This is a genomic window from Streptococcus sanguinis, from assembly GCF_050225395.1.
Taxonomy (GTDB): Bacteria; Bacillota; Bacilli; order Lactobacillales; family Streptococcaceae; genus Streptococcus.
Window position 1 is genome coordinate 2135083 of sequence record NZ_CP071431.1, and the last position, 12501, is coordinate 2147583.

12 protein-coding genes are annotated in these 12501 nt (G+C 43.8%); 6 read left to right on the plus strand and 6 right to left on the minus strand.

Annotated features, from left to right (window positions below):
- Window positions 1-4: 4 nt before the first annotated feature.
- A complete protein-coding gene (gene ssaB, locus J1C81_RS10360) occupies window positions 5-934 on the plus strand; it encodes a metal ABC transporter substrate-binding lipoprotein/adhesin SsaB (RefSeq protein ID WP_002916124.1) in 930 nt (309 codons plus the stop codon).
- A 151-nt stretch (window positions 935-1085) separates the two neighbouring features.
- On the plus strand, window positions 1086-1577 hold the full coding sequence (gene tpx / locus J1C81_RS10365; protein WP_002916125.1) for a thiol peroxidase: 492 nt from the start codon (window positions 1086-1088) through the stop codon (window positions 1575-1577).
- A 20-nt stretch (window positions 1578-1597) separates the two neighbouring features.
- Here the strand turns inward: tpx and J1C81_RS10370 are convergent, their stop codons facing one another.
- From J1C81_RS10370 to J1C81_RS10380, 3 genes are all read right to left on the minus strand, one after another.
- Complete coding sequence (locus tag J1C81_RS10370) at window positions 1598-2695, minus strand: DUF3114 domain-containing protein (protein ID WP_002916127.1); 1098 nt, start codon at window positions 2693-2695, stop codon at window positions 1598-1600.
- Between the two features lie 285 nt (window positions 2696-2980).
- Window positions 2981-5221, minus strand: coding sequence for an SEC10/PgrA surface exclusion domain-containing protein (locus J1C81_RS10375; protein WP_002916129.1), 2241 nt, complete (start codon window positions 5219-5221; stop codon window positions 2981-2983).
- Window positions 5222-5498: 277 nt separating this feature from the next.
- Window positions 5499-5951: a C39 family peptidase gene (locus J1C81_RS10380; RefSeq protein WP_002916130.1), complete on the minus strand. Its 453-nt coding sequence runs from the start codon at window positions 5949-5951 to the stop codon at window positions 5499-5501.
- Between the two features lie 138 nt (window positions 5952-6089).
- On the opposite strand from J1C81_RS10380, the gene J1C81_RS10385 reads away from it, so the two are divergent.
- The 3 genes from J1C81_RS10385 to J1C81_RS10395 all read left to right on the plus strand — a co-directional run bounded on the left by J1C81_RS10385 (window position 6090) and on the right by J1C81_RS10395 (window position 7721).
- On the plus strand, window positions 6090-6737 hold the full coding sequence (locus tag J1C81_RS10385; protein WP_002916133.1) for a metal-dependent transcriptional regulator: 648 nt from the start codon (window positions 6090-6092) through the stop codon (window positions 6735-6737).
- Window positions 6738-6841: 104 nt separating this feature from the next.
- Window positions 6842-7303 carry a MarR family winged helix-turn-helix transcriptional regulator gene (locus tag J1C81_RS10390; RefSeq protein ID WP_032909780.1) on the plus strand — a complete coding sequence of 154 codons (462 nt, stop codon included), beginning with the start codon at window positions 6842-6844 and terminating at the stop codon, window positions 7301-7303.
- Entirely contained in the window at window positions 7296-7721 is a 426-nt protein-coding gene (locus J1C81_RS10395; RefSeq protein ID WP_002916136.1) for an EVE domain-containing protein, read from the plus strand. Before J1C81_RS10390 ends, J1C81_RS10395 begins: the two co-directional genes overlap by 8 nt.
- A gap of 45 nt (window positions 7722-7766) precedes the next feature.
- Here the strand turns inward: J1C81_RS10395 and J1C81_RS10400 are convergent, their stop codons facing one another.
- Complete coding sequence (locus J1C81_RS10400; protein ID WP_002916138.1) at window positions 7767-8381, minus strand: CPBP family intramembrane glutamic endopeptidase; 615 nt, start codon at window positions 8379-8381, stop codon at window positions 7767-7769.
- Between the two features lie 471 nt (window positions 8382-8852).
- On the opposite strand from J1C81_RS10400, the gene J1C81_RS10405 reads away from it, so the two are divergent.
- On the plus strand, window positions 8853-9650 hold the full coding sequence (locus J1C81_RS10405) for a nucleotidyltransferase domain-containing protein (RefSeq protein ID WP_002916140.1): 798 nt from the start codon (window positions 8853-8855) through the stop codon (window positions 9648-9650).
- A 92-nt stretch (window positions 9651-9742) separates the two neighbouring features.
- On the opposite strand, the gene dtd is transcribed toward J1C81_RS10405, so the two are convergent.
- Together dtd and J1C81_RS10415 are read right to left on the minus strand one after the other, a co-directional pair.
- The gene (gene dtd / locus J1C81_RS10410; RefSeq protein WP_002916141.1) at window positions 9743-10186 is read right to left on the minus strand and encodes a D-aminoacyl-tRNA deacylase; all 444 of its coding nucleotides are present in this window, start codon (window positions 10184-10186) and stop codon (window positions 9743-9745) included.
- A gap of 68 nt (window positions 10187-10254) precedes the next feature.
- Window positions 10255-12474 (minus strand): RelA/SpoT family protein, encoded by a 2220-nt coding sequence (locus J1C81_RS10415; protein ID WP_002910788.1) that lies wholly within the window; start codon window positions 12472-12474, stop codon window positions 10255-10257.
- Window positions 12475-12501: the final 27 nt, after the last annotated feature.

The window sequence follows — 12501 nt, forward strand, 5'->3', positions numbered from 1 at the left end:
TCCCATGAAAAAATTAGGTTTTTTATCCCTGCTTTTGCTAGCAGTCTGCACTCTCTTTGCCTGCTCCGATCAGAAGAACGCGTCCAGTGACTCGTCCAAGCTCAAGGTTGTTGCAACCAACTCAATTATCGCTGATATTACCAAAAATATAGCTGGCGATAAGATTGACCTGCACAGCATTGTACCAGTCGGCAAAGACCCCCACGAATATGAGCCCCTACCTGAAGATGTCAAAAAGACTTCTCAAGCGGATCTCATCTTCTACAACGGTATCAATCTGGAAACTGGCGGTAATGCTTGGTTTACCAAGTTGGTCAAAAATGCCAATAAGGAAGAAAACAAGGACTACTATGCTGTCAGCGATGGCGTTGACGTCATTTACCTTGAAGGTCAAAGTGAAAAGGGTAAGGAAGACCCCCATGCTTGGCTCAACTTGGAAAACGGCATTATCTATGCGCAAAACATTGCCAAGCGTTTGATTGAAAAAGACCCTGACAATAAGGCTACTTACGAGAAAAATCTTAAAGCCTATGTGGAAAAGCTAACCGCTTTGGATAAGGAGGCCAAGGAGAAATTCAACAATATCCCAGAAGAAAAGAAAATGATTGTGACCAGCGAAGGCTGCTTCAAGTACTTCTCTAAGGCCTACAACGTGCCGTCGGCCTACATCTGGGAAATCAACACCGAAGAAGAAGGAACTCCAGACCAAATCAAAAGCTTAGTTGAAAAACTACGCAAGACCAAAGTGCCGTCTCTCTTTGTCGAATCAAGTGTAGACGACCGTCCGATGAAGACCGTTTCTAAGGACACCAACATCCCAATCCACGCTAAAATCTTTACTGACTCAATCGCTGATCAAGGCGAAGAAGGCGACAGCTACTACAGCATGATGAAATACAATCTAGATAAAATTTCTGAAGGATTGGCCAAATAATGATAAAAGGTTAGGAAGACAAAATCCTAACCTCTTTATTTTTGGAGAAGGAGCTTCACATGGAGTCGATTTCAAATTTCCGGTCAAATTATTCGAAAAAAATCACTATTCGCTGTACAATGAAGCTATCAAACATGAATGGAGACTTCCTATGACAACTTTTCTCGGAAACCCTGTAACCTTTACTGGAAAGCAACTGCAAGTCGGCGACACTGCCCACGATTTTAGCCTGACAGCAACTGACCTTTCAAAGAAAACTCTGGCTGACTTTGCTGGCAAAAAGAAAGTCCTAAGCATCATCCCATCTATCGATACTGGTGTCTGCTCAACTCAGACCCGCCGTTTCAATCAAGAACTCTCTGACTTGGACAATACCGTTGTTATCACGGTTTCAGTTGATTTGCCTTTTGCTCAAGGCAAGTGGTGTGCTGCTGAAGGCATTGAGAATGCTGTCATGCTCTCTGACTACTTCGACCATTCTTTCGGCCATGACTATGCTGTCCTCATCAATGAATGGCACCTTTTGGCTCGTGCAGTTCTTGTCTTGGACGAAAACAACACTGTGACCTACGCTGAATATGTTGACAATATCAATACCGAGCCTGACTATGATGCGGCGATTGCAGCAGTTAAGAGTTTATAAGAGATAAAAATACGGACCTGCTAGTCCGTATTTTTTTGTGCGAAAAACTTCTGCCAAAACTGACGGAACCAAGCCCAGGAACGCAAGAGGATGGATGGCCGATTCAGCAATTTCTTGAACCGAGCAATCTCTGCCTTTACCTGTTTATAAGCACTCCGCCCCTTTCGAGCATAAGGGCTCTTAGCCGAACGATAGCCCAATGGCCCACGATTGTTCTGAGGTGACTTGAACTTGCGGTCACCATTTTCAATGGCAAGCCTGCGAAAGCGAGGATCCCAGACCGCAGGCGTTTTGACATCGTAGCGGGTATGAGAAGCCTGATTGACCGGACGATTGCGCTCACCATAGTTAAAGCTAGCGCCATTCACAATACCATTTTGGCTAGCCCCCTCTGGATCGATAATATTGAGAAAACGACCTGTCTGATCCAAAATAAACTCTGTATGAAAATCAATCAGGATTTTTATATTGGCCTGACTTGCTTGACCATCCGGATAGACAGCCTGACCATACATCTTATCAATATAGGCTTTATTATGCAAGCGAGAGGATTCTTGAAAGCTATAAGACAGCGCTGGCCAATCCTTTAGATAGGAGGCCAAGGCTTCCACATCAGTCATGCCAGCCTGACGATAGTGATCTCTGACCCACCGGGACTGCTGGCAGGAAATGACATAGCGAAACTGATGTAGCTGCCTTTTGAGCTTTTGATTGCCATCCCTTTGGCTGAAATCATCTGCTGGAAAAGCCTGGCGCAAGGTCCTTGAGAAAATTTTCCAAAAGTCATCATGAGGTGTTAGGTTTGGAGCAATCCGAGCCAGTAAAAGATCTGTCTCTGACTTGTCTCCGCTCAGCTCCTCAGGCATATTAACAAGATTCATAGCCAAAACCAGCAGCTCCTGAGCTCCTAACCTGCTGATTTGAGTCTCCTCAGCCTGCCAGAGCTCTTGAAAGAAAGGACTGCCAAAAAGCTGAGCCTCCTGCAAGTAATCTCCTTCTTCTGTCAATGTCTTCCCTTGCACACTAATCTCTGCAAAAACTCGTTCCAGTGCTGCCCGAGACCAACCAATTGATTGCAATTGCTGAAAGAGCTGCTCTTTTACCACTTTAGGATACACGCCCCCCTCCTTTCAGTTAGCTCTAATAGTTTAAAACTGTTAAGATTATAATAAAAAATCTAATCTACATAGAACAATTAGATTTTATCACAAACTCAGATGATAGCAAAGAACAAAAAATGAATCCTTGGAGTACTAACAATAAAGATGTTCTTAACAAATCACTCAATAAATAAAGAGAAGACCAAACCGGCCCTCTCTCAGTATGAGTTTTATTGAAATGAGTCGTCCAACTTTTCACAATTGGACAATTCATCTAGAATTCGACCTTGTCAACGACTTCACTTAAGCTTTACGGCGTTTTGCAAAAGCCAGTCCCAGCATAGAGAGCAATCCCATACCTACTAGCGCTAGAGATGATTCAGCAGAACCTGTTTTTGGAAGAGCTGCTGGAGCCTGATAGGTCTGAACTGGTTTCTTTCCGTTCTTCACTCCCGTTGTAGTGACTTTCAGAACCTTTCGCTCATTCTTAGAAACGAGGTTGGTTGGGTCGTCTGTTTCAAGGGCTGCAAGAGCTGCTTTCAAAGCCTCAAGTTTGGCATTTTCGACTCTATACGTTTCTTCCTTACTTGCCAAGTTTGCTTTAGCATCATTGAGAGCCGCTTCTGCTTCTTTTAGAAGAGTAGGGGCATTTTGCAAGCGAGAAACGTAGTCTTTAGCAGCTTGAACAGCACGTTGAGCCTCTTCCAGAGCTGTAGCCGCAGCAGTTGCCTTTTCTTGAGCGGTCGCTGTAGCTGCTTTCAATTCGGCAAGCTTGGCATTAGCTTCCTCAGCTGTTTTTTGCGCACTTGCTTGGGCTGCTTCTTTTTCTTTCAAGCTTGCTTGAGCTTTAGCTAAAACTGCAAGCTTAGCCTTGGTTTCTTCAGAAGCCGAATTCTTGCTATTTTCGAGTTCAGCTTGGTAAGTACGTTCCGCCTTAGCCAACTTGTCCTTAGCAGTTTTCACAACCTCACGCAGTAATGGGGCTGTCTCCTGCTTGTTTTGAAGCATTGTCAACGTACGTTGAGCAGCGTCCAGCTTAGCTTGCGAAGCTGCTAAATCTTTACGAGCAGCGTCTGCCTCTTGATTATTGGCATTTGGATTGATCAAGGCTGGTGTGATTTTGGAAGGGTCTTTAATATCACCGTCATTATTTGGGAAAAGAAGGAAGTTAATTCGGTTAATAATGCCGTTGTTGCTAAAGTTAACAGCAACATATGCACCTTTCTTCTGATTATCAAGATGCCCCACTACCTTTTGGGCATAGATAGTCCCTCTCTCCCTATACGCACTGCTATCTCCTAAATCAAACAGTTGGAATTTGATATCATCGTAAATTGCCTTTTTTAAATAGTCAACAGAGACATTCTCTTGGCTAGCAAGAATAGGATAAGGGCCGAGTTCGTTAGTTCCTGATACTCTATGACCAAACTGATCCAGTCCAAATTTAGCAACCACACTTCTTGGAACATCTACTTGTGAAGTTATAGGTTCTTTTGATTGGTATTTATATTTTTGTTCACGGGCTGCTTGGCTTAGAGCTGCTGCATAGTCAATACTATTTTGTGTTAATGTTACTGGTGCTGTTCCTGCTTGCTTACGGATTTGATTAATCAAATCTTGTGCATAATAATTCAATTCCATCAGAACATCATTTGGAATAGCATTAATGTTAACCATGCGTTGCGCATCTTTTTGACTACCAATATAATTGTTGCTAGATTTTAGGGTAGCTGCTTCTTTAGCAAGTGTTTCTTGTGCCTCAGATGTTAATTTAGCTGTACCGTTGATATTGTTACTTTTAATTGCATTTATATAAGCTTGCGATAGGGTAAAAGTATTGTGAACCTGATCTTGAGACGAAAGTTTCGCTTCTTTTTCCTTGATTTCTGCTTGTGCTGCTTTGATATCAGCCTGGGCTTTATCAATCACTGCTTGACGTTTGGCATCTTCCGCTTCAGCTGTCTTCAACTGATCTTCGTAAGAAGCTAAGTTATTTTTAGCCTTGTCAAGCTCAGCCTTTGCCTTCGTGACCTCTTCACTTACCAGTTTGCTATCCACAGCTTTTTGGGCTGCATTCACAGCATCCTGAGCAGCTTGAGTCTCGTTTTGTGCCTTAGCTGCTTGAGCTTGAGCATCCTGAGCTACAGCTGCCTGCGTGTCTTCTGCTTTTTTAGCTGTATCAAGAGCTGCTTGGGCTTGTTTGGCTGTGTTTTCTGCTGGGGCAACTTTTTTCTCAGCTTCTGTCACAGCTGCCTGAGCCTCTGCAATTTTTTCTGCACTTGTATCAGCATTATCTTTCTTAGCTGTTTCAACCTTAGTCTCAGCAGTCGCAACCTGTTCTTTGGATTGGTCAACAGCCGCTTTCGCTTGATTAACCTGCTCAGTTTGCTGTTTAAGAGCTTCTGAACTTGCAGATAGAGACTTATCTTGGTCTGCAGGTGCATTTGCATCCACTGGAGTTGTATCTGCAGCCACAGTTTGAGCAAAGCCAGCACTAGCAAGAACTGCTGCACCTAGAATGACATGTTTTTGGATTTTTTTCATGGGTTTCCTCCTGATATGTTAATAGTATAATGAGAAAAGCTTTGTTTGTCAAACTATTTACATGTTTTTTTGAGAACACTTATCATAAATATGTCCAAAAATAGAATCCCGTCCCCATCGCTTCCAAAAAACCGTGTGTCTAGCTATAATTGTATAATGAATTTTACGCTTACTGACCTTGCCAAGGATGAAGTCTTAACAGATTACAAACATATTAGTCATAGAATGCAGAAAACCGCCCGTCAAGCAACGAGCGGTCTTCTTATTCACGAATTTCTTATCCTTTGATGGCAATAAAGGGGGATCCTTCTGTATTATCCGTCGGATCTACGCTCTTGACTCCAAAGAGATAATCTACTAGATACCAGCCATTATTAGCTGCATTATAAGGGTCACGGACATAGGTTTTTCCATTGTCATAGCCTTTAAGAACCAGCTCATGAGTGACTGGATAATGGGCAAAGATGCTGGTACCAACGGCACCTAGGACATGATGCCCCTGCGAAAGCACTTCTTTGACTGCAGAAGCTGTAAACAGAGTCTCAGTCGTCAGATCCCAGTGCTGGGCAGCTCGGACAATACCACGGCTGCTGGTGCCAAATCCATCTTTATTAAATTCATTAGTATGGTTATATAGGTAATCCGCAACAGTTGTCGGAAGCACTTCTGTCCCAGTAATTCCAGAAATAACCATGGCTAGCGTTGTCGGCACGCATCCTGTCGCATCCATGCTGTAAGGACCATACTTCCTGCCGCCCCAGCGACCATCACAATGAAGAAAATCTAAACATCAAAGAAAGGCTTAGACACTGTATTCTTGCAGCGATTTTTGTTATACTAATGATAGAGAGTTCAGCGAGGATGCAAGATGACCCCAAATAAAGAAGACTATCTCAAGTGTATCTATGAGATTGGCAGCCGCCACAAAAAAATCACCAATAAAGAAATCGCCCAGCTCATGCAGGTTTCACCTCCGGCTGTGACGGAAATGATGAAAAAAATGCTGGCGGAAGAACTTCTGGTCAAGGATAAAAAAGCTGGCTACCTGCTGACTGATTTGGGGCTAAGGCTAGTTTCTGACCTCTATCGCAAGCACCGGCTGATTGAAGTCTTTCTGGTCAATCATCTCGGCTACTCGACTGATGAAATCCATGAGGAAGCCGAAGTCCTAGAGCACACTGTTTCTGAGCGTTTCGTTGAGCGTCTGGATGCCATGCTCCAGTACCCCAAGACCTGTCCTCACGGAGGCACCATCCCATCCAAGGGAGAGCTTCTGGACGAAGAAAACCAACTGACTCTGGAAGAGGCTTCTGCCCCTGGTGACTATATCATCAAACGCGTACACGACGACTTTGACTTGCTCAAATACTTGGAAAAATATAACCTGCAAATCGGCCAAACCATCACCTTCATCCAATACGATTCTTTCGCTCAGGCTTATCTCCTCAAGACAGAAACCCAAGAAATCCAAATCAATCCTATGATTGCCCAGCAGATTTATGTGGAAAAACTATAAACAGAACCCAGTTCGGACTTTTTAGTCTAAACTGGGTTTTTATTGACAAAAATAAGATGTCAGAATATAATAAGTGTACTTATAAAAATCTAGAGGGGAAGCTAATGGAAAAATCGCAATTTAACTCCATCTACAAGGATGAATACAAAAAATCAACCGGTCTGCTCTTTATCCGTGCCTACCACAAGTGGCATGGGCTGATAAAAAACAAACTGAGAACGATTGATTTGACCCATCCTCAGTTTGTCGTTCTGACCACTCTTGCTGCACTCCTGCGTCAGCAAGAATGGGTGAGTCAGACCCATATTGCCCAATTTTCTGACATGGATGTTATGACCGTATCCCAAATCATCCGCCTCTTGGTCAAGAAAGAATTGATAATGCGGGAAGCCCATCCCAAAGACAGCCGCGCCAACATCATACTTCTAACGGATACGGGGCTTCAAAAGGTCAACCAAGCCCTTCCTCTAGTAGAAGGCATTGATCAGGCATTCTTTGGAAAATTAGGAAATAAAACAGAAATATTAAACCAACTCTTAATAAAACTGGAGGCAGAAAATGACTAGATTTTGGATTGGTGTCGTATCAAAAGAACATGTACTAAGAGGTGTAGAGGGTGGATTTTGTCAAGTCTGCCATGGAAAGAAAGCACCATTGAACCGAATGAAAAAGGGGGACTATCTTCTGTACTACAGCCCCAAATATCAGCTGAATGGTCAGGAAAAGCTGCAGGCCTTTACAGCAGTTGGCAAGATTCTAGATGACACTGCCTACCAAGTAGAGATGTTTGAAGGCTTTGTTCCATTTCGGCGAGATGTCAGCTACTACCAGCCGGTCAAAGACTGCCCCATTGACCAAGTCCGACAGCATCCTCAGTGGCGCCAATATGCTTCTCAGATAAGATACGGACATTTCGAAGTTTTGAAAGACTTCTTCCTTTATGTTTTTGAGCAAATGAAACTGGACAACCCTACAAATCAGTAGAAGCAGCTTCGTTTGACTTACACCTAAACCTTTGCTCACCTGTCATCAAATCAGCATAAATGCCGATAAACTACCCGTAATCACATTTACTAAAGCATGTATAATCCAGCTAGCTAAAATGGAGCCATCAGATTTCTTTTCATTGACAAAGCCCATATAAGCCGCGATGCCACCCGTACACAAAATGATGAGCAGGGTTTGCTGCCAAGAGAGCACTGTTATAGACATTAAGCCATGGAGCAGACCAAAAAGAGCAGCTTGTATGGTGTTGGCTACCACAAAGGATAAGCGACTAGCCAATCTCTTTAAAAGAAAACCTCTGAATAGCAGTTCTTCCGACAGAGAAGTTTGAAAAATACCATAAATCAGAACAGCTGGCAAGGCTTGGAAGCCTAGGCCTGAGAAATTCGAAGTCGCTGTATCCAGATTTTTTACAGCAGGATATACTAGCAAAAACGAAAGAAGCAAGAAAGATAGCGAACCCAACAAAATCCACAGCCAGATCTTTCGGCTGCCAGCATCTTTTAGTGGTTTTAAGCCAAGCCATTCTAAAAATGGACTTTTTCTTCTAGCACTTATCAACCACCAAACAAAAGGAAGAAAAGCAAACAAAGCAATTTGAATCAGAGCATTCAGCATCTGTTGAACTAGATTTTCCATGATAAGAGACTCCTTTCTTTTCTTTAATATGATTATACAAGACAAACTTCAAGAATTTATAAAGTAATTCTAAAATATTTCTAAAGAATAAAAGAAATCATAAACATAAACAAATCAAGGATTATCGCCACTTCAACTTGCTTACTATGCTTCTCATTTTTGGACTAAATGATGCCAAAAACTCTTTAAAGATCTATCTCAAAAATCTAATAAAAGTTGCAGATAAAAATAAGGCGATGAGTTCAAGGAAGGAAAAAACCTAAAACTTTATAACACAAAGTAAAAGTTTCAGCCTATCTATCCTAGATAATTTTCTTTTTAGTCAAATACTTCCAACTCCTGCTTATCCATTTCCTATCCCTCGGGGTCTCAATTTTGCAGGCTTAGTGCCATGCCAAAAGCTGTTTTTCCCTTCTTGCCAACCCGCTTACATTTTGCTAAAATGATGTCAAAAATCAGTAAGGAAAAATTATGCCACAACAACTTTTTAAAGAATTTGCCCAGCTAGATCAAGTGGAAGCTATTGTTCTCGGTGGCTCTCGTGCTGGACAGCATTTTGACAAAGACTCAGACTATGATGTTTATATCTACTTGACAGATTCCATCGCTCCCCTGACTCGACGCGATATCCTCAGCAAGTACTGCTCCTACATGGAAATCGGCAATCAATTTTGGGAACTAGAGGATGACTGTGTGCTAAAGAGCAAGATCGAAATTGAGCTCATTTACCGTACACTAGATAGCTTCGATAAAGACCTACAGACTGTCGTCCTAGACCACCAAGCCCAGAATGCCTATACCACCTGTATGTGGCACAATCTGCTCCACAGCAAAATCATCTACGACCGAAATGGTCGCTATGAAGCACTTCAAAACAAGTACAGACTGCCTTATCCAGCTGAGCTGAAAAAGAATATTATTAAGAAGCAGCTCCTCTTACTTGATCAAGCCATGCCAGCTTTCTCCAAACAAATAGAAAAAGCGCTCAAGCGTCAGGACCTGCTCAGTATCAATCACCGTAGCAGTGAATTTTTTGCTTCCTATTTTGACTTGCTCTTCGCCCTAAACGAACAGACGCACCCTGGAGAAAAGAGAATGCTGGAGTTTGCAAAAACCAACTGCTCGCTATTGCCTCAGCATTTCGAAGAAAATATACAGACCTATTTTCAAAAACTCTATACTGAGCCCGCTGAAGCGATAAAGCTTATCAATCAGCTAGTGACGACCATCAAACAAGTCATTCCTCAAGAAATGATTGATGGTTTTTAGAAATGTTGTAGGAAATTATACATTCATTGCTACAGAAGCAAAAAAATTAGGAGTTTGAACACTAGTGTTCAAACTCCTTTTCATACTTCTTCTCAGCGATTCTTCGTATCCAGAATAATGGTCACTGGGCCATCATTGATTAGCTCTACCTGCATGTCTGCCCCAAAAATCCCCGTCCGAGTTGGCACCTCCTGCTGCAAGGAAAGATTGAAGGTATCATAAAAATTGCTAGCCATCTCTGGCGGAGCAGCCTTGACAAAGGCTGGCCGATTACCCTTTTTGGTATCTGCATGCAGGGTGAACTGGGAAATTGACAAAATCTCTCCAGCAATGTCCTTGATAGATAGGTTCATCTTGCCCTCAGCATCGGAAAAAATCCGCATATTGACAATCTTCCTGACTGCATAATCCATATCCTCCTGACTATCGTCAGGCCCTACGCCTACTAGGAGCAGGAGACCTTGTCCAATACTGCTGCGCAGCTGTTGGTCAATGCTGACCTGAGCACGTTTCACGCGCTGAATCACTATTTTCATATCTTTTCCTTTGATTTAAGCAAGTCACCAAGGGTAACTTACAGCTAGATAATGATTTCCGAAATGGATCAACCATTGGTCCGCTTGACCGAGTAGACCTCCGGCACGCTCTTGATCTTATCCACCACCGTCGTCAGCATAGACAGATTAGCAATACCAAAAGAAACGTGGATATTAGCAAATTTCATATCCTTGGTCGGCTGAGCATTTACCGTTGAAATATTTTTGGTGGTATTAGACAGAACCTGCAACACATCGTTGAGGAGACCAGACCGGTTGAGACCGTATATATCAATGTGAGCCGTGTACTCTTTGGTCGTGTTATTGTCTTCCCATTCCACATCAATCAGCCGCTGCTCGTAATTTTCCTGGGCCTTGAGATTCATGCAGTCCTGCCGGTGAATGGCTACACCACGTCCTTTGGTAATATAGCCAACAATATCATCACCCGGTACAGGGTTACAGCATTTGGCAATCCGGATGAGGAGACCAGACGCCCCCTGAATAACCACACCGCCTTCGTGCTTAACCTTGAGGGTGTCTTTTTTGTTTTCGACCTTGACCTCACCGCCCTTGACCAATTCCTCCGCTTCTGCTCTGGCCTTGGCTCGCTCTTCCTCACGGCGCTCTTTTTCTGTCAAACGATTGAAAATACTAATGGCACCAATCTCACCGAAGCCAATCGCCGCAAAAAGCGCCTCTTCAGTCTTATAACTTGTCTTCTGCAGCACTTCTTCCATGTGCTTCTTATCCATGTACTTATTAGCTACATAGCCATGCTCCTGAAATTGAGCCTGCAAGAGCTCCCGCCCTTTGGAGATAGACAGCTCCTTGTCTTGATTTTTAAAGAACTGACGGATTTTATTTCTGGCCTTGCTGGTCTTGACAATATTGAGCCAGTCGCGGCTCGGTCCGAAGGAGTTAGCATTGGTGATGATTTCCACCTGATCCCCTGTCCTAAGCTTGGTTGTCAGAGGAACCATGCGGCCATTGACCTTGGCTCCTGTGGCTTTCTCACCGACCTTAGTGTGGATCTCATAGGCAAAGTCAATGGGACCCGAGTCCTTAGGCAGAGAGCGCACTGCTCCATCCGGTGTGAATACGTAAATTTCCTCAGCTAGATAGCTCTCCTTGACCGAGTCAACGAAATCCTTGGCATCGTTAGACTGGTCCTGCAGCTCCATCAGCTCTTTAATCCAGTTCATCCCGATGGCTGATTCTCTGCTGTCTACCTGTCCCTTGACACCTTTCTTGTAAGCCCAATGAGCCGCAACCCCATACTCAGCGACCTCATGCATTTCCTTGGTCCGAATCTGAAACTCAATCGGACCTTTGGGGCCATAAACGGTCGTATGAATAGACTGGTAACCATTGGCCTTGCGGTTGGCAATATAATCCTTGAACCGCCCCGGCATCGGCCGCCAAAGCTCATGAATGTAGCCCAGCATGGCATAAACATCACTTTGAGTATCCAAGATGCAGCGAATGGCAATCAGATCATAAATCTCATCAAAACGCTTCTTCTTGTCCTGCATCTTGCGATAGATCGAGTAGATATGCTTGGGCCGGCCATAAATCTTACCATGCAGATTGCGCTCGCCAGCATAGGTCTCAATCTTCTGAACCACCTCTTCTACCAGTTCTTCACGCTCCCGACGCTTCTCCTTCATCATGTGGGAAATTTTGTAAAATTCCACTTCATTGAGATAACGGAAGGACAAATCTTCCAGCTCCCACTTGACACTGGAAATTCCCAGGCGATGAGCCAAGGGTGCGTAGATTTCCATTGTTTCTCGGGAAATCCGCTCCTGCTTATCCTTGCGCAGATGCTTCAGCGTCCGCATATTGTGGAGACGGTCTGCCAATTTGACCAAAATAACCCGAATATCCTCCGACATGGCCATCAGCATCTTGCGATGGTTTTCCGCCAACTGCTCCTCGTGGGATTTGTACTTGACCTTGCCCAGCTTGGTAACCCCATCCACAATCACGCGCACATCCGTCCCAAACTCTCTTTCCAAATCATCCAACGTCGCACGGGTATCCTCAACCACATCATGCAGGAAGCCGCAGGCAACCGTTACCGCATCTAGCTTGAGCGTGGCCAAAATTCCTGCCACCTGAATAGGATGCACAATATAAGGCTCACCTGACCTGCGAAACTGCCCGCTGTGACAGTCAATCGCATAAATCAAAGCTTTCTGTATAAAGGCCACATCCTCCGCAGCCAGATATTTTCTCGTAAGGGCCAATACCTGATCGCCCGTCAAATTCACTTCTTTTGGCATCTCGTCTCTCCAATTCCTGCCTACTAT